Origin of the sequence: Collinsella aerofaciens (assembly GCF_015556945.1) — a bacterium.
Lineage (GTDB): Bacteria > Actinomycetota > Coriobacteriia > Coriobacteriales > Coriobacteriaceae > Collinsella > Collinsella aerofaciens_AO.
Map to the genome: position 1 here is coordinate 1 of NZ_JADNNH010000010.1, position 22529 is coordinate 22529.

The 22529-nt window shown below is 56.6% G+C and carries 20 protein-coding genes and 1 tRNA gene; 1 reads left to right on the forward strand and 20 read right to left on the reverse strand.

Going from position 1 to position 22529, the window contains the following annotated elements; genetic code table 11:
* From I2F59_RS04175 to I2F59_RS04270, 20 genes are all read right to left on the reverse strand, one after another.
* Positions 1-695: dTDP-glucose 4,6-dehydratase (locus tag I2F59_RS04175; RefSeq protein WP_195503350.1), on the reverse strand; the 695-nt coding region annotated here is incomplete at its 3' end.
* A 12-nt stretch (positions 696-707) separates the two neighbouring features.
* Entirely contained in the window at positions 708-1607 is a 900-nt protein-coding gene (gene rfbA / locus I2F59_RS04180; protein WP_195503351.1) for a glucose-1-phosphate thymidylyltransferase RfbA, read from the reverse strand.
* Positions 1608-1948: 341 nt separating this feature from the next.
* On the reverse strand, positions 1949-2590 hold the full coding sequence (locus I2F59_RS04185) for an acyltransferase family protein (RefSeq protein WP_035138284.1): 642 nt from the start codon (positions 2588-2590) through the stop codon (positions 1949-1951).
* A complete protein-coding gene (locus I2F59_RS04190; RefSeq protein WP_195503353.1) occupies positions 2517-2903 on the reverse strand; it encodes a hypothetical protein in 387 nt (128 codons plus the stop codon). The genes I2F59_RS04185 and I2F59_RS04190 overlap by 74 nt, the downstream gene beginning before the upstream one ends.
* Positions 2904-4121, reverse strand: coding sequence for a Coenzyme F420 hydrogenase/dehydrogenase, beta subunit C-terminal domain (locus I2F59_RS04195; RefSeq protein ID WP_052044165.1), 1218 nt, complete (start codon positions 4119-4121; stop codon positions 2904-2906). It abuts the gene before it with no gap.
* 8 nt (positions 4122-4129) lie between these two features.
* Positions 4130-5635, reverse strand: coding sequence for a lipopolysaccharide biosynthesis protein (locus I2F59_RS04200; protein WP_052044164.1), 1506 nt, complete (start codon positions 5633-5635; stop codon positions 4130-4132).
* Entirely contained in the window at positions 5628-6701 is a 1074-nt protein-coding gene (locus I2F59_RS04205; protein ID WP_117774364.1) for a polysaccharide pyruvyl transferase family protein, read from the reverse strand. Before I2F59_RS04205 ends, I2F59_RS04200 begins: the two co-directional genes overlap by 8 nt.
* Before the next feature lie 2 nt (positions 6702-6703).
* A complete protein-coding gene (locus I2F59_RS04210) occupies positions 6704-7978 on the reverse strand; it encodes a hypothetical protein (protein WP_195503354.1) in 1275 nt (424 codons plus the stop codon).
* A 94-nt stretch (positions 7979-8072) separates the two neighbouring features.
* Entirely contained in the window at positions 8073-9350 is a 1278-nt protein-coding gene (locus tag I2F59_RS04215) for a glycosyltransferase family protein (RefSeq protein WP_055287332.1), read from the reverse strand.
* 1 nt (position 9351) lies between these two features.
* Positions 9352-10290, reverse strand: coding sequence for a glycosyltransferase (locus I2F59_RS04220; RefSeq protein ID WP_082421944.1), 939 nt, complete (start codon positions 10288-10290; stop codon positions 9352-9354).
* 46 nt (positions 10291-10336) lie between these two features.
* Complete coding sequence (locus I2F59_RS04225) at positions 10337-11425, reverse strand: Coenzyme F420 hydrogenase/dehydrogenase, beta subunit C-terminal domain (RefSeq protein WP_035138278.1); 1089 nt, start codon at positions 11423-11425, stop codon at positions 10337-10339.
* Positions 11426-11468: 43 nt separating this feature from the next.
* Positions 11469-12572, reverse strand: coding sequence for a polysaccharide pyruvyl transferase family protein (locus I2F59_RS04230; RefSeq protein WP_035138275.1), 1104 nt, complete (start codon positions 12570-12572; stop codon positions 11469-11471).
* 72 nt (positions 12573-12644) lie between these two features.
* Positions 12645-13781, reverse strand: a complete 1137-nt coding sequence (locus I2F59_RS04235; protein ID WP_035138273.1) for a radical SAM protein — start codon at positions 13779-13781, stop codon at positions 12645-12647.
* Between the two features lie 3 nt (positions 13782-13784).
* Entirely contained in the window at positions 13785-15068 is a 1284-nt protein-coding gene (locus I2F59_RS04240; protein ID WP_195503355.1) for a glycosyltransferase family 4 protein, read from the reverse strand.
* A complete protein-coding gene (locus tag I2F59_RS04245) occupies positions 15068-16171 on the reverse strand; it encodes a glycosyltransferase family 4 protein (RefSeq protein ID WP_195503356.1) in 1104 nt (367 codons plus the stop codon). Before I2F59_RS04245 ends, I2F59_RS04240 begins: the two co-directional genes overlap by 1 nt.
* A 1-nt stretch (position 16172) precedes the next feature.
* The gene (locus I2F59_RS04250; protein ID WP_198019959.1) at positions 16173-16967 is read right to left on the reverse strand and encodes a sugar transferase; all 795 of its coding nucleotides are present in this window, start codon (positions 16965-16967) and stop codon (positions 16173-16175) included.
* Positions 16968-17020: 53 nt separating this feature from the next.
* Positions 17021-17572 (reverse strand): antiterminator LoaP, encoded by a 552-nt coding sequence (gene loaP / locus I2F59_RS04255; RefSeq protein WP_324249580.1) that lies wholly within the window; start codon positions 17570-17572, stop codon positions 17021-17023.
* A 779-nt stretch (positions 17573-18351) separates the two neighbouring features.
* Positions 18352-18427 (reverse strand) — tRNA-Ala (locus tag I2F59_RS04260).
* 115 nt (positions 18428-18542) lie between these two features.
* A complete protein-coding gene (locus I2F59_RS04265) occupies positions 18543-19184 on the reverse strand; it encodes a thiamine diphosphokinase (RefSeq protein WP_195503358.1) in 642 nt (213 codons plus the stop codon).
* A 9-nt stretch (positions 19185-19193) separates the two neighbouring features.
* Entirely contained in the window at positions 19194-19883 is a 690-nt protein-coding gene (locus I2F59_RS04270; RefSeq protein WP_195503359.1) for an HAD family hydrolase, read from the reverse strand.
* Positions 19884-20214: 331 nt separating this feature from the next.
* Here I2F59_RS04270 and glgB point away from each other — a divergent pair, with 331 nt between their 5' ends.
* The gene (gene glgB / locus I2F59_RS04275) at positions 20215-22476 is read left to right on the forward strand and encodes a 1,4-alpha-glucan branching protein GlgB (protein WP_195503360.1); all 2262 of its coding nucleotides are present in this window, start codon (positions 20215-20217) and stop codon (positions 22474-22476) included.
* The last annotated feature ends 53 nt before the right edge of the window (positions 22477-22529 follow it).

Sequence of the window (22529 nt, forward strand, 5' to 3'; positions counted from 1 at the left end):
CAGACGGCCGAGGAGTGGTCCTCGGTGTGGATCCAGTCGCGGACGTTCTCGCCGCGGCCGTAGAGCTTGGGGCGGACTCCGTCGATGATGTTGGTGATCTGCCTGGGGATGAACTTCTCCACGTGCTGGTAGGGGCCGTAGTTGTTGGAGCAGTTGGAGATGGTGGTTCGCAGCCCGTAGGTGCGGGTCCAGGCGCGCACGAGCATGTCGGAGGACGCCTTGGTGGAGCTGTACGGCGAGGACGGGCGGTACGGCGTCTCCTCGGTGAACTTCGCCGGGTCGTCGAGCGCCAGGTCGCCGTATACCTCGTCGGTGGAGACGTGGTGGTAGCGGATGCCGTGCTTGCGGACGGCCTCCAGCAGGCGGAAGGTGCCCTCGACGTTGGTGCGCAGGAACGGCTCCGGGTCGGCGATGGAGTTGTCGTTGTGGCTCTCGGCGGCGTAGTGCACGATCGCGTCGTGACCGGGGACGATCCTATCGAGCAGCCCGGCGTCGCAGATGTCGCCGACGACGAGCTCCACGCGGTCCGACGGCAGCCCGGAGATGTTCTCGGGGTTGCCGGCGTAGGTCAGCTTGTCCAGGACGGTCACGTGGACGCCCGGGTGGTTGTTGACCACATAGTGCACGAAGTTGCTGCCGATGAAGCCGCAGCCGCCCGTGACGATGATGTTCTTGGGTTCGAAGATCTCAGACATGAGGGGTTCCTCCTAGTACTCGCGCGGGCTGTTGACGATCTCGCCGGCGGCGACCTTCTTCAGGTGCCGACCGTAGACCGACTTGCCGTAGGCCTTGGCCGCCTCCTCCAGCTCGGCGGTCGTGATCCAGCCGTTCTCCCAGGCGATCTCCTCGGGCACCGAGACCGGTAGGTCCTGGGAGTGCTCGACGGCGCGGACGAACTCCGCCGCCTCGTGGAGCGACTCCATGGTGCCGGTGTCCAGCCACGCGTAGCCGCGGCCGAGGGTCACCACGGAGAGCGTCCCCTCCTCCAGATACATCTGGTTGAGCGTGGTGATCTCCAGCTCGCCGCGTGCGGAGGGCTTCACCTCGGCGGCGCGGGAGGACACGTCGCCCGGGTAGAAGTACAGGCCGGTGACGGCGTAGGAGCTCTTGGGCTCGGCGGGCTTCTCCTCGATGGAGACGGCCCTCCCCTCGCCGTCGAACTCCACGACGCCGAAGCGCTCGGGGTCGTCCACGTGGTAGCCGAAGACCGTGGCGCGGCCCGACTCGGCGTTCTGGACGGCGCGCGTCAGGTGGCGCGACAGGCCGTTGCCGTAGAAGATGTTGTCGCCCAGCACGAGCGCGCAGGGCTCGCCGCCGATGAACTCCTCGCCGATGGTGAAGGCCTGCGCCAGGCCGTCCGGCGAGGGCTGCTCGGCGTAGGAGAGGTTCACGCCGAAGCGCGAGCCGTCGCCCAGCAGGCGCTGGAAGTTGGGCAGGTCGGTCGGCGTGGAGATGACCAGGATGTCCTTGATGCCCGCCAGCATGAGCGTGGACAGCGGGTAGTAGATCATGGGCTTGTCGTAGACCGGCAGCAGCTGCTTGGAGGTCACGAGAGTGAGCGGGTACAGTCGCGTGCCGGACCCGCCCGCGAGGATGATGCCTTTCATTTAATCTGTCCTCTACAATCGAAATGCGCTTTAGATCGAGTGATAAATAAGACTTGGGTATCCTATTTTGCTAAACCCCCTCATTCTTAACGAAATAGGCAAGGTAATGACTGCGGAATATGGCTACCTGAATTGCCCCTTCCATTTTTCGATGCTCGACCAAGGGAGATTGATTCCGGTTATTTCAGGTTGGTTAATCCAATCAGCCATTTTGAGTAAAAAGTCATCTTCTCGTTCGAAAACAGGAAGTCCGGTATCTTCACCGATGATCGCGTGCCAAATGTTGGTAATGGACTCACTTTGCTTCAACGCTATGAAAAGCGCCAGTATCGAAAATCAATTTATAATCCCACAATGATGTGAATTCGTTCGGGCAAATAACGACCGCAAAGTGATACAAGCGAATAAGATCCGGCAAGAGTTAGCGCCCAAACAGCAAATGTCGAAACACCAAGTGGAATGACGAATAATCCAAGCAGTTTCCAAACGGCCTTGAGAACAAGTATATGGCAGAGGTAGATTCCAAAAGAGGCGTTCCCAAGGTCAACAAGCAAAGTAGAAGATAATCGCGACTTGAATGATCCCGGAACCGCCATAAGAAGCGCGATCACAGCTAAAGAGGTCGCGGCAGAACCGAGCTTAAGCTGAGTTGTGGCCATATTGAAATCGCCAGTCAAATACCACCAGAAGCCTGCGACCTCCTGAATTATTAAAAATATAAAGAGCACTGCAACAAGCTGAGTGGTTCGTCCTTCAATGAGCGCAGCCCAACGCCTCCAGTCGAGACCGAAAACATAAAAGATGAGCCACATGGGGCAGAAAACCTGTATTAGAGGCAATGCGATACCGGCAACGGCAGCGAGCTCCCTTAGAAGCAAGCAAGCCGGTGTCACACAATAGACAAAGAACCTATACCGTGAAAGGAGCCTGAACAGTACCGGAGTAAGCAGCACAAGCTGTGAATAGACCAATAGATAGTACATCTGAGCCGATACGGAGCCCACGGCGAACGCCAGAAACCCAGACGCCCATGAAGGGCGGGAAACGCCGCAAGATAGATAACGCTCCAGAACGCATAAGGTCCGGCAACCTTGCTAATGCGGCGTCGAAGACCCCCCCCGCATTAAATTTGCGCTCGTCGGTAAGAACACCGGATAAAAACAAGAACAACGCAACAGAAAAGTTGAGGAATGGGCGAATGGCGACCGACGCGGCACATTGAGGAAGACAGTGGATAAGCACCACTGCGGAAATCGCAAGCCCACGAAGAGCTTGAAGGTAGCGATCCTTGGCCATCTAGGCTCTCCTTCCAACGAGTCTCTTTAGTCGTCGTTTAATACCACCAAGCTTGCCGCGGACACGCTGCCAGAGAGTGGGACGGAAATCCCACTTGTCCATGAGATCTGGGATGGAAAGCCCGGCAGACACGTCGTTCAAGAACTCGTCGCGCTTTGGATAAGGCGTGACAGAATGGACGAGGCTAGGGTTGCCCGCGATTACCCCATCAAGCGTCGCCGGACCGTTTGCAGTAAGCCCAGAAATAGCCTCGAATGCCCGCACGCCCTTCTCGGTATTGCATAGGACGGCAGATACGCCCTTGGAGTTGTCGACCTCGGGATGGGTATTCTGGAACCCCCAGAAATCACCGAGCGTGATATCGGCGCCGCTGGAGCGCTTTGCTGGACATGCCAGACAGGACGAACGAAGGCTCGCATTGGCCAGAAACGCTTTCATGTACCAGTCTTTGCCGAATATCTGGGACTCGGTGTCCCCGGTGTTGTCTTTCTCCGCTATGTGCTTGTACATAGCGGAGTAAGACAACCATCCGGTTGTCTTACTCCGCATATTGACGTCGCAGACGTCCGACCCGAAGGCCTCACCACGGTAGTCGACCCAGCGCGACCAGAGCTCTGGAGACGGAACACCGTGGCAGATGACGTCGACGCCGAGGAAGAGGTCAGAGTCGGCGAGTTTCCCCAGGTATGAGCGCATGCCAGCCACCTGGCATGCAGTACCGGCAAAGAGCGCCGGCCTGCCTTCACGCAGGGCAGCGCGGACGCCCTCGAAGACGCCGCGGCCAACCGCGCTCTGAACGTATTTCGAGCGCATAACGGCGCCGAGCGCCGGCCTGTCCTCCACGAGCACGTGACGAAGCTCGCGGCAACCGTCCGTCCACGCGGCGCCCGCCACAACACCGCCGCGCGAGAGAGCGTCACCGGCGAGTAGACCGAACACGCCGCCCGACGACGATCTATCGAGTAAGCCGACGTCATGAGCCTTCGCCCAGAGGGCGAACTCGCACCCGTCCTCCCCAGGGGCGTTGAGCGCCGGGCATACGGCGTCGCACGCCCCGCAGCCTACGCACCCGGAGGCGTCGACGGTGGGGTGTAGGAAGCCACAATCATCGGGTTCCATGGAGATGCATGACTTGGGGCAGCGGGCAGCGCACGCGCCGCAGCCGCAGCAACGGTCGCCAAGCGAGACGACCCTCGGGGATTTCTCGGAATCATTCATGATGGACCCTATCTAAGGAACGGGAGACGAGAGACGACCGCGATACGTTCGTCCTTCGTTAGGACGGCGAGCCAAAGGGCTATGGCGAAAAGCGCGCTGTAAACGGCGCCCCACTCGAGGAACGCGGGCCATCCGTTGACGGGCAGGACCGCCGTGCCAGCGAGGCAGGCGACGGTGACGGCAGCCCAGGCGAGCAGCACCGGCAGGTTCCGCTTCCAGAAAAAGAGCATGTCGAGACCGACCCGCTTCTGGTAGTACCAGTTCATCCACAGTCCGTTGCCGAGCACGATGCTGACGACATAGGCGATCGCGGGGGCCCACGGCCCCAGCGCCGGGGCGGCCGCGGCGGTGAAGGCAACGTTCCCGACCGCCATCGCAAGGTAGACGAGACTCCTGGCGTGGTGCATGTTCTTGGCCCTCTGGATCTCGATGCCGACGTTCTGACAGAGGGGCACCATGACGGGTAGCGTCATGGCGAGCACGAGCCAGTAGGCCTCGGCGAAGCCCGGGCCCGCCCACCTCGTCACGAAAAACTTCCCGAGAATAGCGAAACCTCCGTACACCCAGCAAAACAGTACCATCTGGTAGCGGCCCACGCGCGTCATAAGGCGAGTGAGCTCGGCGTTGTCGTCCGAGGTGGCGACGATGCGGTTGACCTTCGGAATGAAGACGTTCGACATCGTGGTGGAGAGCGAGTAGAAGACCTGGCGGATGTTCACGGCCACCGCGAACAGAGATACCGCAGTCGCGCCCGAGATGGCCCCCAGCATGATGTTGGGCACGCTCTGATTGACCATCTCGCAGACCTGGTTACCGAAGATCCAGGCACTGAAGGCGGCGATGCCGCGCATGACGCCCCAGTCGGCACCCCTGAGCTCGAAGCGCATGCCCAGCACGACGATGGCGTAGCGCGCGTTGAGGGCGAGCAGGACGAGGTTCACCGCGAGCTGTGCTAGGGCAACGCCCACGGGCCCCATACCGGCGGCCAGCAGGGCCCAGGCGCACAGCGGCGTCGCAAGCGTGGTGACGAGCTGCCTGGTCTGCTGGTAGACGAAGCGCTCGTGCGCCGTGATGTAGGAATTGAACACGACGGTGAACAACGTCGAGGCGACGTTGAGCGTCATGATGGCGAGCAGCTCCCGGGCGAGCGAGACCTGCGCCTCGGTGAACCCGGCCGAGAACACCGCGCCGGCGTTTGCGGAGAAGCCCATGCCGAGGGCGACCGCCGCGGCTGTGACGGCGACGTAAAGCGTGAGGTACATGCCGTTCAGGTGCCGGATGTCGCGCTCGCCGCCGTGCGCCACCGTCTGCGTGTAGAAGCGCACGTAGGCCTCGGAGAAGCCGAAGGACAGGAGCGTCAGCGAGAAGACAAAGGAGTTCGAGCTCTGGAAGACGCCGTAGTCCGCCTGCCCCACGTAGGACAGTAGCATCGGCGTGTAGACGAGGTTGACGAGGTTCTTTGCGAGGATGTTGGCGTAGCCTAGGAGGGCGCCCGCCTTACGCTGGCTAGCCACGGGCGGCCTCCGAGGGAATGCTCAATCCACATCTATCGAGGAATTCAACAACGATCTTCCTCTGAGCTGCCAACCTGTCATACGCCTTTGAATAGTCACTCTCGAGCAGTTCCGAATTACATACGGAAAGAATTGACCGCTCAACGAAAGAAACACCCAGCTCGCTGGCTAGCGTGTCGAATCGGCTGCTCATGTCTGGACCAGTGGACTCACGAGGGCAATAAATCAGCGGCTTCCCGAACAAGATCGAGAAAATTGATCCGTGATATGAATCTGTCGCTACAAGCTTTGCGTGACGGACGGCATAGAGGAACTCTGAAGGCCCGAGGGCGTAGTAGCGCGCATCCCCTAGTAAATCGACCCTCTTGCAGCTAAGTGAATCACAGATTTCGGCAACCCTCTCTTCGTAAGCTGCACTCCCGAGGAAGTACGTCAATACATAATCATTTGGAAGCCCGCAGTGCGGCTCTTTTTCATACCTTTCCCACCAGGAGCCGTCAAACATCAGTGTTGGGTCAATCAACACCTCGGCCTTTAAGCCGTACAGACTGTTTATAAGCTCGGCGCTCTTCTGCTCACGAACGGACAGCCTATCAAACCCGTCGAAATAGCCGTGGAACAGCTCACGCTTCTCCTCGGGAATCGTCGGAGCTGCCAAGCTTGGCGAAAAAGCAATGCGCTTTTCTCTTGGCGAAAACGTGAGAAACATAGTGGAGTTAGCGTCAGGGGAATACGGAGACCAAACTTGGTCGCTCCCAGCAACGAAAAAGTCATAGGATTTAATGTCACGTGGAGGGTTGGAATCAGATATAACCTCCCGGCTAAAGGAAATGTTACGGGAATTGAAATCCTCAAACGAACGATGCCTCTGGATGTGGGCAACGGCAAGCCCCTTTGGAATGAGCGAAGCCAAAGACTTGAGCTTGTATTTGGCAGATCTCGAGTCCTTCTGTCTGAACGTAAGGACATCTGCACCCGAGAGTTTGAGAGTTTCTTGGACAGCAAGGTTCTGGAGCCTCTGCCCATAGTTGTCCCCATGCGTAAATGTGGAAATGCCTATTTTCATGTTCAAACCTGTTCTTCGTCTCTATCAATAATCAAATAGTCTGCAGCCGAGGAATTCCACGACCAAGCCAGCGCTCCACAGAGCAGCAGTAGGCACAAGCAGCAGTTCACCCTTGTAAAGCACTGCGTATACAGAAAGGTAATAAGAATTGTTAGCAAAAGGAGCAAACGAACAATCCGGCCATTAGATCCTTTTTCCTGCTCCATAAACTCACTAACCACGGAATGGAAAAACGCTACATACGCTGCCGTCTCCCAAACCCCCATGAGAATCAAGAAAGACCCCATATCCGCTTGACCAAAGTGGTTAAACGACATGAACCCGGACGCGTAGAAGCTTGAGGCTCCAAGACCCTCTCCGAGACTCCATGTAGCCGGTCTCAAGAGAGCGAAGCCGATGATAGCAATCCTCTCGTTACTGCCGTCGGCAGCAGTACCGACGGAAGCTGAACTGCCAACCATATCGAACAGACCAAACACTTGCGTATCCACGAGGATCTGGAACGCAGGCACCAAGGCGTATGCAATTGTCAGGATAAAATACAAGGCGACAAGCCAAAAGAAGGGACCCGAAACATCCGCTTCTCCTCTCATGACTGAAATAAGCCAGAACATCACTAAAACGAGAGGAAGGATTATGAAGAGCGCCTTATTATCGTTGAGTGTCGCAAGATAGAAGGACAGGACGATAAGGCAGACGTTGTAAGCGATGGCAAGGGATGGCCAGAGAGGACCCCGAAGCCTCCTAATCCAGACGAAGTTGTAGAGCACGACGAATGAAGTGTAAAGGGCCACCGCATGGACGGACGCATAAGAGAACAGGCCGGAGATATTGTCCTCGAAGTAACTGATGTCGTTCGTTGTCGCAGCGATCATCCCATGGGTAGAGTACTGGATAAACATGATCGCCATATTGAGAAGCAATATGGCGTTGAAGACCGGAAAACCTGTATCAAAGAGTCCAAGAAGAAAATCCCTCTTGTTAGTGACCAAAAGAAAGAAGTAAAGCGTATAGACAAACGGGTAGAGGAGCAGCAAAATATTCGCCCTAAACGTTTCCATATTGCCACCCAAGAGGGCACCAGACAGCCACCCTGCAACGGTAATCAGCCCAAGTAGTAGCGCTCTACCGCTATATTTCCATCCGGAGAAGAGCGCCCTCACGCAAATCATGCCGGTAATTACCCAGTTGAGGTATCGCCCCAGACCATAGTACTCAAGGAAGAAAACCTGCGCCAAGATACCTATAACGATCGTCGCATCCGCCAGGTCACCCATGCAAACGGTTAGAACGCCTTGCTTATTAGGGAGATAGCAACGACCTCTTCGACCAGCCCGCTCCTCCGCTTTATTTATAACGAGCCTCGCATGCCTATGATCTTGCATTGAGTACCTCCAGCAGCACACGTTCAATCAGCCTCGTGTGCATGTGAACTCCCGTGTTGAGACCTACCGAGGAGCATGGAAGCAGGTCTACGATCTCATCTGAATCGACAAGATCGAGCGGACCAGGCTTTCCGCTCCTGAAACGATTGACCTCCCTGATAAGCCGGCTCTTATCCCTAAACAGCCCGATTAGCTCCTCCTCGTTATTCAGCACCAAACCGGACCCATGCTCAACGACAAAGTCGGCGACATTGCCTGCACATGCACTCGAAATCGTATAAGCGTTTGCGGAGTAAGATTCCATACAGGTGTAGCTATAGGTCTCTGGACAAGATGGCCACATGACAACGATGGCAATCTCGCACTCCCTGAGAGAGTCGGTCATGGCATTTGGGTGCTTCTCATCAAATTCGACAAACCGCTTGTTCATCCCTGGATACATATCGTTCGAGCTGTTGAAGACGAAGAACTCGTACTCTTGTTCATCGACCGCAGATACGAGGCGAAGCCAGGTCTCCCAGCCCTTTGTCTTCCTCGGCATCCCCAGAAAGGCAACCCTGATGCGCTCCCCTGCGTTCAGAGGACGTCTGTTGCCCAGATACTCTCCAAGCAGCTTTTGGTGCGGTATTACATCAACAAGGCCCTCGTATTGGGGCCTGAATGAGAGAAACCGATTCTTCGTATAGGTCGAAGGTGCAACAAAACGGAGATTTTTGATGGAGTCAAACAGCCCTTGGATCTTCGACTCCACACGAAGGCTGTTACTGAAGTGGGGGCATTTCTCGCAGGGAGCGTCGCCGAGCCTTGAGCTGTCACAAAAGCCGCTCCTATTTTGGAGGTTATAGCTTGTACAACACAGGTAATAGTCGTGGAGAAAGGCCCTGACCGGTGTTTTGCCTGTAACTTTTAGCAGTTCGGAGACTTTCTCAAGGCTCACGTACAGAAGGTGGTGGATATGAAGCTCAAGAAGGCTGAAGCCGCTTTTTTGCCAGCTGCAAAGGGCCTCGCACACCTGGGCAATACTGAAAACACCAGCCTCCACCCCGTCGACCGTAACCCCGAATTCGCAAAATAGCATCTGGTCGTCCCTGAACAGGGTCTTCTTAACCGAGTGGAGATAGACGTAACTTATGCCGTGCGACGCCATGGCCTGCTGACTCGCCATAATAGCCTTTGGGGTGCCGGTCTTGTCCTTGAGATAGTCGCAAAAGGCAAGCGCTAGGACGTACCCACTATTGTGCGGTTTGGGGATGCTTTTACTCATATCATCGCTTCCCAAACAAGAGGAGAGATCTATTGAAAAGGCCCTCTTGTAGACTGCCGAAATTCAGCCTCGAAGAGAAAGAAACCCTGCACCTAGCCATGAAAGAAGCGTCCATTTTCGATACCAACTCTCCAAGAGCACGCTCTGGAGGAAGAATGCAGTCGGAATAAGTTGAAAGAAGTCCAGTAACTTGCTTTGCAAGAGTAATCTCTCGCGGATGACAAAAACTATTGATTTTCTCAATCACTTTAGATGGTAAATCAGTACTCACACCGACCACATTACGACCATGCTGGCGATATCCCATATGAGGAGAAGCATCGAAAACAATCCGATAACCCAGCAGCACGCATAGATTAGCTATCAGCTTATCATGCATGATGACGGGATGGGGCAGCTCATGCAAGCAAACAACTTCCCAAATACGCCTATCAAATACTTGCGTACATCCCATAGGTGACCCAATGCAAAGCTGGTTGAGAGGGTCGTTATCTCGATAAGATATGCACCTTTGTTGCCCATAGGTTAACCGGCCCATCTCATTACCAGCTGAATCTACAAGTCTTGAATTGCAATGATAAAGAGCCAAATTCTCCTGCTTCTTAAGCTGTTTAATCGCAGTTATCAGTTTATCGCTATCCCAAATATCATCTTGGTCGGAAAACGCATAGTAATCAGCTTCGGGAGCATTCCGCAACAACGTCAAAAACCCTAAAGCAGGTCCTAGGTTTTCTCCTGTTAACAAAGTCAGACTGCCCTCATCTGCATAGCGCTGCAGAAGATCACGAGTACCATCAGATGACCCGTCATCACGGACAAAAAGACGTACGTCAACTTCAGCCTGCGAGAGAATGCTGTCAATTTGTTCTGAAATAAATGGGATGCCGTTGTATGACGCCATTAATACGACGCACTTTGGCACCTTGGAATTACTCAACATATGGATTACCTTATCATTAATGCCTAAAGCAAACGCTCTCGATGTGTTAACCCCTGAGCAAACCCAGTGCAAGCAGTATATCCTTGACCAAGTACTTGGCGCAGTCTTTTGGCCTCGCCCTGAGAACGAGTCGGTTAACCCGTACCCCGTTACGAAAGCCGTCCATAAAGGTATTTCTTTCTATAGGCTTCGTCGAAGGACGTTGAAGCTGTTCATTGTTGGCCACAGCTAGACCAGGATCAACCGGCAAAAGCTCAAGGTCCGTCATTTCTAACAGTTCTCGACCCTTGTCTGTCTGCACAAGTGCGAGGGATATCCCGTTCGCGACCTCATCAGAAAGCTCGCTACCCCATGAATCGCCAAGCGTAATATCGGAGACACGATCACCCTTGGCGTAGCGGCAGGAGTAGCAGCCTTCCGTATACGGTAAACCCGAGAGGAAAGCAATCGAGTAGCGATCGCGGACACCCGTCCTACCCACAGTTTCAGCTCCGCGATAGCGGAGCTGAAACTGGACTTTCTTTCGAAAGTCCAGTATCAGCTCATTAGACAGGTTGTTACCTGTCTCTTCCAAGAATCGGCTCAGGACCTTGGGGGACGGTGAACCATGACAGATAAGGTCGATGGTGTAAAGGGAATCGGCTAAACGGCTTCCAACGAAGTTACGCATCGCAGCAACCTGACAAGGAAGACCGATAAAGAGAACCCTTTGACCACCTTGCAGGGCCTCCCTAACCTCGCGGTACGCACCAAGCGGATTGCTTTTGACGTATTTGGAGCCTTGGGCCCTCCTCAAGTAATCCGCATCAGAAGTGAGGTGGAACCGGAACTCACCGCCCTCCTGTGCACATGAACACACTAATCCATTTGACGCCACAAACGCCTCCGAGATGGCCGTAGCCAGACCCCCGGACGAAGATGACATTCTGAGCGATGTATCTTTCGCCCACCCCTGTAGCCACTCGAGAGGACGCAACGAAGATGGGGATACCATCTGGGGACACGTTTTCTCGCACAGTCCACATCCCACGCACCTTGTAGGATCAATACGGGCGTTATACGCCTCAATCGTATCCTCAATGGCAATCGCTCCATGTCGGCATGAATCGACGCAGGCCATACAGCCAGCGCACATATCCTTCTTGCATACCGTCCTAGTGCCAACGTTTGACAATGCCCTACTCCTCAATCATGCTCTTGAGCTGCGCTAGGGACTTCTCCCTCTCCGCACCCATCACGTCGTTGACCCGACCAAAGTCAATCTGCTTGGATGCTAACTCGACATCATCTAGATTCTGAAGCACTCTGTCCGTGAGGTCCGTGAGTCGCAGAATACTCACGTTCCTGCTCGAGGTTCCGTTCTTGGGCAGCACTTCTACCAGCGGCGTATTGAGATTTATGGCAAAAGCCGTACCGTGGAACGAGTCCGTGACTAGGCATGCTGCGTTGTCGACATACGAGAGAAACTCAGCAAGCGTCGGCAGCCACTTGAACTTGCCCTCGCGTGAGGCCTGGTGCAGGCTTGCGGAGATCCGTATCAGGGGCAAGCCAAGCTTTTTGGCAACCTTCACGGCGTACTGCCCCACCGTCGGGTCGCTGTGAATCTGGTAGACGAGGATGTATTCGCCCTTCGGGGCAGGTGCCGCCATCCTTCTCCACGCCTCGCCATCAAGCAGCAGCGTGGGATCGACAACCTGTCCGGCCTCTATGCCCCACGAGGCAAGCTGCTCGCGCGCGGCATCCTCGCGTACGAACACGGCCTCATATGCTCGAAGGTCCTCGAGAAACCTGGGGCGCACGCTATCCGGGATATTCTTCTTACCAAAGCTTGCCGCATATGAGATGCGCCTTGCGCCCTCGGGAGCAAACTCAAGCGCGTATGACAGGTCGTATGCGCCCGAGCTGATGGGACCCCACACCTGATCGCTTCCAGTCATATAGACATCGGCCTTGGGCGGATTAGCCTTCAGCTCCTCCAGGGATGCATAGTGAGGGCTCATCTTAAGCAGCTGGGAACGCTCACGCGCAAACCGCTTGCCCGCCACCCTTGTCTCAGGCTCCATCAGAAGTCTGTAGACAGACTTCTTCAACGGGTTCCCGTTCCAGGACGGCTTTGTCGAAAGAAGCGTCCTCACCTGCTGGGATACGTCCTCACAAGCAGGTACATAGTCCATAATCTCGAACTCATGCCCCAAGCTCTCTACCGCTCGTTGTGTCGCATATGCCTGGAGCAGGGAGCCATAATTAGAGATTGCGTGCCTGGTTATGCAGGATACTTTCACGTGTTTCCTCCGATTGATATCGAGCAACCGCTATTTCTGAATTTTTGCATTCGATTTTTCCACCCGGCTGCACTACAGCGCCTCCTCAGTCTCGTACACGTGCGCGTCGGCTCGGCTTGCGTCGGAAAGGCCGTCGTTGATCGCGGCGTGCATGTCGCAGGTGGAAAGAGCGTCCAGCTCCTCCTTCGTCACCTTGCCCGACTCGTAGTCGCGCACGATGGGGAGCTCGTGCATGTCGAACTTCTTGCCGGGCTTGAGCTTGTGCGCCAGCACCCACGACGCGGGTTTCCAGATGTACTTGTGCATGGCAGGAGACACGGAGCCGATCATCCAGCAGTTGCGGTCGCAGTGGCGCACGCAGCCGCGCACTTTCTCGGCCTGGGCGCTCTCCCACAGCTCATCCCAAGACTCGTCGTTAAGGTTGCCCATAACGAGCTTCTCCTTGGTGCCGTTGCAGGGCATGACGTCGCCGTAGGGGTCGATGAAGAACGTGTCGAACGCCATATCGCACGGGAGCAGGCGCTTCTGCCCATAGATGTAGTTGATGAGGCCCATGTTGAAGTACGCGCGGAACCACTTCTTGGGCTCGTTGGACTTGAGGAGCTCGTTTACCAGGTCCTCGAAGTTCTGGGCCACCATGGGACGGTCCTTGATGATGTTCTTCGCCTCGACAAAGTAGAAGCTGTTGTGCAGGCTGGCGGTGGCGAACTCCATGCCGAGCTCGTCGGAAAGCTTGTACAGCGGCACCAAGTCCGCAGCGTTGCGATCCTGCACCGTCATGCCAAAGCCCACGTCCGGGTGCTTCATTTCCACGAGCTTCTTGAGCGTCTCGTAGCCGCGGTTGAAGCCGTTCTGGAGACCGCGGATCTCATCGTTGGTCTGCTGCAGACCCTCGATGGAGATGCGGATTCCCACCTGGGGGAATTCCTCGGCAAGGGCGATGATGCGGTCGGTGAAGAAGCCGTTGGTGGAGATGACGATGCGGTCGGACTTCTTGTACAGCTCGCGCACGATATCCGCAAGGTCGGTCCTGATGAAGGGCTCGCCACCGGTGATGTTGGTGAAGTACATGCGCGGGAGCTTCTTGATCACGTCGAGGGAGAGCTCCTCCTCCGGACGGCTGGGAGCCTTGTAGCGGTTGCACATGGTGCAGCGCGCGTTGCAGCGGTACGTTACGATTACGGTTCCGTTGAGTTTCTTCTCGGCCATGGGTTAGGCCACCACCTTCCGGTCAATTAGTTCTTGATACAGGGAGACGAGATTCCGGATGTATTCCTCTTGATTACAGTTCTCTGCCACGAATGAACGGCAATGCGCGCTCATCGCGGCGTAAGCCGCAGGATCGGCGGCCACCGCCGCACCCCTACGGATTGCATCTGCGAGTCCTGCCTCATCGTGGGCTTCAGCCAGGAAGCCCGTTTCACCCTCACGTACCAGCTCGGGTATTCCGCCCATGTTCGTACCGATAACGGGCTTGCCCGCGGCGAGTGCCTCGAGAACCGCATATGGCGCGTTCTCGAGCCACTCTGACGGCGCAGCCGCCAGAGTGGCTCGATTCACAAGTCCGCGCAGGGCGTCACCGGTTTTATATCCAACCAGCTCAATCCTCGAGCTTATTTCGTTTGGCATTGCGGACACTTTGACCTTCACAGCATCACATTCAGGGCCATCGCCTGCAATAACAAGACGCCAATCAGGGATCACCGGTGCCGCCTTCTCAAAAGCATGCACGAGCGTTAACACGCCTTTCTCGCGAGAAAGGCGTCCCAGATACAGCATGTAGGGATCTTCATTATTTTGGTTGGCAACTTCCCGTGACATCGAATCGGGATTCAGGAAATTCCGCATGAGGACAAGCTGACGCTCGGGAAGCCCCGCTTCAATAAACTTGTTCCGCATGAACTCACTCGGGCAGATGATGCGATTGAGACGTGAATAGGTTTTGTGCCGTTTAAGCCACTCCGCCTCAGCCACCGCTAACGCGCTTTTTGCGATCGAACCCTTTACGCACTTCTTCTTAAGGCAATTGCCAAAATGACCCCCGAGACACGAATCGCAAACGTTGCCCTCGGAATCAAGCATAAGATAGCTCGGGCAAGCAAGAATCAAGTCGTGCGAGGTATACACAACCGGCGTTGGATGCTGCTTTAGCCAAGGAGCGTCCAAGATGGAAAACGTAATCTGCCTATGAGTGAGATTGAGATGGATTACATCGGGCTGGAATTCACGGCACAGCGCATCGAACTTCTCGCGCGCCTCTTTGGAATACACAAGTGCCTGCGCGGCCTTCGCCTTATCGACAATAGAGCTCGGTCCGTTATAGTCGCGATTCGTTACAAAGTAACGCGACCACTCAGTCGGCTCATTACGCTCATCCTCCATGCTGAAGAAGGCAACTTCATGCCCAAGAGCGCGAAGACCATCGGCAAGAGCAAAGTAGTACGTCTCGCTTCCACCCTTGCGCCAATGAAACTTATTTACAAGAAGGATCTTCATTACGCAACACCCTCATACAAAGCAAGCGTCCTTTGGACGACGCTGTTCCAGTCATAGCCATTAATCGCGCGGTCACGTGCCATGGCGCCCAGCCTCTCCGCTTGGGCAGAATCCGCTATCAGGCCTTCAAGCACGTCGCGCAGCGCCCCCGCGTCTCCGTGTGGGAACGTGAGCCCGCAACCCTGCAGAACATCCGCGCACTCGGGAATATCCGAGGTAACGCATGCCGCACCGTGAGACATGGCCTCCAGCAAGCTCATGGGCAGGCCCTCAACGTCGGAGGGGAGCGCGTAGCAATACGCGTTGGAGTACAGCTCGGAGAGCAGGTTGCCCTCAACGTGGCCGGTAAAGAGCACGCGGGGGTCGGACGCGGCAGCCTCTTTGAGCGCCACGGCGTAGTCGTCCGTATCGGAGGAGTCGCCCGCGATAACCAGGCGCTTATCCGTCTTTACCTGCTTGTACGCCTCCACCAACAGTTCCGGTCGCTTCTCGGGCACAATGCGACCGAGGTAGAGGACATAGGAGCCCTGGGTGAGCCCCAAGCGCTCGGAGATCTCCTTCGCGGGAAGATCCGCCTCGGGAGTGATGCCGTTGGGAATGAGCGTAGCCTCGCGGCCGTAAGCCTCCTTGAAGTACTCCTGATTGCCCCGGGAAAGCACGATGAGCGCATCCGCGCACTTGGCCGCCGTCGCCTCGCCGAACTTGATGTACTTGGAAGCCAAGCCGCCCCATTTTGCACGCTGCCAGTCCAGGCCGTGGATCGTTGCCACGGTCCTGATGTCCGCGGAACGCGCAAAACGAAGGGGGACGCACGGCCCCTCTGCGTGATAGTGAATTACGTCTGTCCCGTCTTTGATGGCGGCCCTTGTTGCGGCAAAGCTGCTCGTGAGCGCAGAGAGCCCCTTGATGTCCAGAGCCTTTACGGGAACGATGCGGTAGCCATCCTTCTCGTAGGGCTCGGAAGGAGCTCCTTCGCCCATACGGTCGTAGCAGGTTACTTGGTGACCAAGGTCTGCCATACGGCGAGCAAGCTCGCCTACCACCACTTCTACGCCGCCCTCGCGCGAACCCGTTCTCTTTTGGCCTATCATGGCGATGCGCATGCTACACGGCACCTTCCCCAGAGAACATCGTCTTCAGCGTGCCGAATATCAACCGCAGGTCCTGGCGCAGGCTGCGATTCTCTATATAGTGAAGATCCAGCTCAACCATTTCGTTGAAGCCCAGGTGGCTGCGGCCCATTACCTGCCAAGGACCGCTGCAGCCGGGTTTTACCGCCAGGCGCTTCATGTCGTGCTCGCTGTACAGGGCAACCTCGCGCGGCAGGCCGGGGCGCGGGCCAATGAGGTTCATTTGGCCCAAGAACACGTTGATGAGCTGGGGCAGCTCGTCGATGCTGTGCTTGCGAATGAAGTTACCCACACCGGGAATAATGCGCGGGTCGTGCTTCATTTTAAACATGGGGCCAGTGGCCTCGTTTTGGGCCTGCAAGTCCTTGAGCATTTGGTCTGCGTTGGGAACCATGCTGCGGAACTTGTAGATCTTAAACAGGTAGAACGTGCCGTCTTTGCGCACGCGGCCCACGCGCCACTGTGAATATAGGGGGCTGGCGCCCGGGCTCTTTATGCAAATGACCACGCTCAGAATTACCCCGGGAATAAAGAGCAACACCAGGGCTCCGCCGGCGGCGACAATGTCCACCGTACGCTTAACAACGCGGTAGAGCCTGTGCCCAAGCTCGGGCTTCACGCCGGAGTTGGCACCGCGCAGCATCTTGTACGCTTCTTCGTTTGTAAGGTAATCCCCCGCAGCACCGGCTGCGGCAGTGACGGAATTCGCCGTGGCGGCCGTGCGCGTCTCCCGCGCGCCCTGTGCCATGGTCATCATCGTAGGCTCCAAGAGCCCCTCCCCCGATACTTTTTGCCTTCGGTCGTCCGCTTGCGAGCTTGCAGCTAGGCGATCGCTCTTCTGTGATTGCGCATAACGCGCTGCTCTTTTGAAAGCACCGCAAGGCCAACGCGGGTGGTTACGCGTCGGCCGCACAAGTCGAGCTCCAAAAAGGCAGTGCTCTTGCGTCTGTTAATGGTTTTTATTAGGCCTTCGTGGCCCAGCAGCGGACCAGCCGTCACTACAACCTGGTCGCCGTCCTTTAAGGCCTCGCTCATGGGCACTACCCTGTCTCCCTTATGGGTAAAGCTGCCAATGAGCTGGGTCTCTTCTTTTGCCAGCGGCACAAACTGACCGTCCTGGGCAAGCACCCGGGCAAAGTCGTCCATGCGCAGCAGACACTGTTGCACGGTGCGGGGATCTGCCGTATCGCAGATGAGATAACCGGGAAAGAGCGGCTTGGTCGTTCTGACCCATTTGCCGTGAACTTTGATCTCGGTTTGAAATTGGGGATAAAAGAGCTCCTGCATGGCGCTCGCCGGCACCATACGCTCTATGCGCTCGCGCATTACATTTTCGCGACCGTTAATGACCTGAATCACATACCACACGAGCACCACCCCCTTGCTGTCATACGTGTGGCTAACGGGGTTTGGGTATGGCTTCGCCAGGGCGCTTGTGCGCAAAGGCGCTCCATATTCAAACCCTGAGCCCAGTTAGACAAGCGCGTGGCTCTGCCCCACCGTGAACGGTATGTACAAATGCAGTTGCTAGAGACGCGGACGTGTATCGCAAAAAGACCGCATCCCCAGCTGGCTGCGTGCGAACCAGTCAAGCGGGAACAAAACTGGACCGCACGCAAACAGCTGTAGGACTGATGTGGTTTGCCATACCAACTTATTGCACGCGTAATGCGAACTTATAAATAGCCACAAAAACTAATGCAAAATCGAGTATGGCAATCGATATTGGAGCTCGTGGTGTTTCTGGCACCGCCGTTACGGCCGGATGCTGATCGACCCTGCGCTTTGCGACTTGCTGGAGCCGTGAGCGCAGTTGAACTCATGTAACATTAGGTATCCTAGCACAAGCTGGTAGCGAAACTGATTTGGGCTGCGTCGGACAACATATCGTTCATTTGGCGTGCTTAAGGGGGTTGTTTTGGGATGTTGTTCACATTGATGCAGGTTATTGGGGTGCTAGCGGTGATTAAGGGTGATCTTGAAGCACAAATGGAACGGCGAGCTGCACTGGTAATTGCGTTTGTCTAACAAACTATGTACAGAGATGGGAAATAAATTGTGCAACTTTTTGTTGGCGTAGGTGGGGTTTGCGGCGCGAGATATTTTGGCATGAAAAAAGGCCTTCGGGATACCGAAGGCCTTTGAATTCACGATGGTGGAGACGAGGGGAATCGAACCCCTGACCTCTTGACTGCCAGTCAAGCGCTCTCCCAGCTGAGCTACGCCCCCGTGACGAGGTAGTACTATAGGGGAAGATCTTCGGGGATGCAAGGGGAATTTTGGATTGATTTACCGCCTTACGCGTTTTCCTTGGACGGTGGATAAAACCCTGATGCGATAGACCTTACTTGTAGAGGTAAGCGATAGCGGTGCCGGCGTGAACTTGAATGGTTGCCGTGCCCCGGACGACGTTGCTGATGCCGGTGTCCGCTAGTAGAGCTAGCTGGGCGTGATCGAGTTCCCATTCTAGGCCGTGTTCGCTGACCTTGGTGTTAGGGGCGATTGCGATGATGGAGAAGGTCTTTCCTTCGGCGCCTTCGATGGTCCACGATTCGCCTGCGTGAAGGATACGGGCGATCACCTTGTCCTCGGCAATCCAGACAGGGGCATCTTCGTAGCCCGCGAGCAGTCCCAGCACGGAAAGTGCCATATCGGGACGGCCGCCGGTGGCGCAGGTCGCAACCACTTCGGCACCCGGCCAGCGACGGCGGACGGAATCGAGCGCCAGCGCCAGATCGGTATAGTCCTTATACGGATCATGGCGCTCAACATCAAAGTTGGTGGCGGCATCGACCAGCGCGCGACCCGCATCGCTCACCGTGTCAGCATCTCCCACATACACGTCGCAGCCCAGCCCCGCGCCCAGTAGCGCGTCGAGTCCGCGGTCCACGGCGACAACGTGGTCGCACGCCCCCGCTAGCCTACGCAACAAATCCGCGCTCGCCACCACGGGCGAGCCGCAGACTACAAGTACTTTACAAGCCACAGCCCTCGCCTAGCCCTCAAACGAAAGCACGCGGGCCAGATCCAGCTCCTCGTAGCTGTCGATAAAGATATCGCAGTTGGCGCGTACGTCGTCGCGCTTCATGCGGCCGTGCGGGTCATAAATACCCACACGCTTAAAGCCGGCGACCCCAGAGCTCTTAAGGCCAAATACCGCGTCCTCAAACACCCACGCGCGCTCAAACTTGCACCCATGACGCTCCTCCAGGCGGCGCAGCGCCAGCTCGTACACATCGGGGAACTGTTTGGAGCGTCCCGCCTCGCCCGTCGTGGTAACAAACTCCATGTAAGCGTCGAGCCCGGCACCAGCGAGCGCGGACTGCACCAGCTCGGCCGGCGTGGACGTAGCCACGCACATGGCAATGCCCGCCGCCTTCGCCTGCTCCAAAAATGCCAGGAGCCCCTCGCGCGGCGGCACCTTAGAGTAGCCATCGATCAGGATGTCGCTCAGCTCACGGTAGAGCTCCTCGCCATTCGCCCCAATGCCCCACGTGTCGTGGTAAGCCTGGCACTCGTCCTCCAGTGACAGGTGCTCAAATTGGGCAAAGTCATCCACGGTCACGTCGATCCCGTGACGGTGCAATAACTCGGGCTGCGCATAACCCCAGACGGGGGTGCTATTTACCAGCGTGCCATCGCAATCGAAAATAAAAGCAACCTTGGGAGCGGCGGTATGGGACATAAACGAACCTTTCGATATCAAATGGTAAACATCCTGCTAAAAACGTTTTACCCAACGTAAGCCAGACAATTTTGAAACCCAAATTGGTAAAACTGTCAAGAGTTTTACCACGGCAATTCTGCCAGTGGTATAAACATGTCGCTTACCGATTAAACGCCCCTGCAAATCCGCTTTCGTTCATAAAACTAACGTACAGGTGTTATCGTAGTTTTTGCCGAAAGTTCCACCGAGCACGCGAGGTGGAACGAATCACAGAAACTTCTCCGTCCCTTCGATTCGTGCAGCCTTGGACCTTTCGCATCTAGTCACCAAGGCAATACGCTGCCGCGTCATGATGGGATCAAACGTGAGCGATACAAAGCTAAAGCCAGCAACCAAAAAGCCCGCTACCCGTAAAGCCGCCCCGCACGCACCGGAGCTCACCAAGGACGATGTCTATCTGTTTGGCATTGGCACGTGGGAGCGCAGCTGGGAAAAGATGGGTGCGCATCCCGACACGCAGCAGCGTACGCGCGGCTGGCGTTTTTGCGTTTGGGCTCCCGACGTAAAGAGCGTTCACGTTATCGGTGAATTCAACAATTGGGATGAACAAGCCAACCCGCTGGTACCCGTGCATACGAGCGCTATTTGGGAAGGCTTTATTCCTGGCGCCGAGCAGGGTCAGCTCTATAAATACCTTATCGAGACCAACGAGGGCGAAAAGCTCTACAAGGCCGATCCGTACGCCTTTAAGGCCGAGTGCCCTCCGGGTACCGCCAGCGTGCTGTGGACCCTGGATGGCTACAAGTGGAACGACGCCGCGTGGCTCAAGCGCCGCGCCAGCCACAACCACATGTCGCAGCCGCTCAACATCTACGAGGTGCATATTGGCTCGTGGAAGCGCCACGGCGACGCACCGCAGGGCGAGCCGGACGAGTACGGCAATTACCCCGGACCCATGGACCCCTTCCCCGCGCAGCGCGGTGAGTTTTACACCTACGACGACCTGTCGGTGGAGCTCGTGGACTACGTGCGCGACATGGGCTATACGCATATCGAGGTCATGCCGCTTATGGAGCATCCCTTCGATGGCTCCTGGGGCTACCAGACGACCGGCTACTATGCCGCCACGTCGCGCTACGGCAATCCGCAGCAGCTCATGCACTTTATCGATGCGTGCCACGAGGCGGGCATCGGCGTGATTATGGACTGGGTGCCTGGCGGCTTTTGCGCCGACTCCCACGGCCTCGCCACCTTTAACGGCCACATGCTGTTTGAGCACGAGATTCATCCCAACTGGGGCACGCACAAGTTTGACTTCGCCCGCGGCGAGGTCCGTTCCTTCCTGGTCTCCAACGTGCTGTACTGGCTCGAGAACTTCCACGTGGACGGCATTCGCATGGACGGCGTGTCTAGCATGCTGTACCTCAACTTTGGGATTGACGATCCCGGCCAAAAGAAGTTCAACAAGTACGGTACCGAGGAGGACCTGGACGCTAGCGCATTTATCCGTCAGGTCAACTGCGCCGTTGAGGCACACTACCCCGACGTGATGATGATGGCCGAGGAGTCCACCGCGTGGCCGCTCGTGACCTATCCGCCGCAGGACGGCGGCCTGGGCTTCCACTACAAGTGGGACATGGGCTGGATGAACGACACCCTGCACTACATGCAGACCGATTTTCCGTGGCGTCCCGGCAACCACGGCCTGCTCACGTTCTCCATTATGTACGCCTTTACCGAGAACTTCATCTGCCCGCTCAGCCACGACGAGGTCGTACACGGCAAGTGTTCGCTCATCGGCCGAATGCCGGGCGACTGGTGGCGCCAGTTTGCCGGCCTGCGCACGCTGGCCTTCTACCAGATGACGCATCCCGGTGCCAAGCTCAACTTTATGGGCAACGAGATCGGCCAGTTTATTGAGTGGCGCTACTACGAGTCCATCCAGTGGTTCCTGACCGAGGAGTACGAGACCCACCGTCATCATCAGGCGTTTATCAAGGCGCTCAACCACCTGTACACCGCCGAGCCCGCCCTGTACGAGCGCGGCTACACCGACGACGGCTTTACCTGGATCGACGCGGACAACTCCAAGCAGTCCATCGTGAGCTTTGTGCGCCAGGGCGAGGACGTCGACGACGACCTGGTGATCCTGATCAACTTTGACCCTGCGAGCTACGAAAGCTTCCGCGTGGGCGTGCCGCGCGAGGGTGACTGGGAGGTCATCTTCGATTCCGACCGTCCCGAGTTTGGTGGCAGCGGCTATGCTGGCGAGGAGCCCTATACCTGCTCGAGCGAGCCCTATCCCTGGAACGGGCAGATGGACTCCATCGAGATTAAGGTACCCGGCCTGGCAGGCGTGGTGCTTAAGCGCCGCGGGCCCAGCAGCTATAAGCCGCCCGTGGTCGAGAAGCCCAAGAAGGCGACGCGCAAGCGTGCGTCCTCGGTAAAGCCCAAGCCTGCGGCTGTTAAGAAGGCTCCGGCAAAGGCGAAGGCTGCCAAGCCCGCTGCCAGGGCTTCGGCCAAGACCACCACGGCCAAGAAGGCGGTCACCAAAAAGACTGCTTCCAAGGCCAAGGCAGCCGCTGTTAAGGCTCCTGCCAAGAAAGCGTAACAAAAGCGTTACGGGTGCAATTACCCGTCCCGTGGGGGCGTAGGATACAAGTC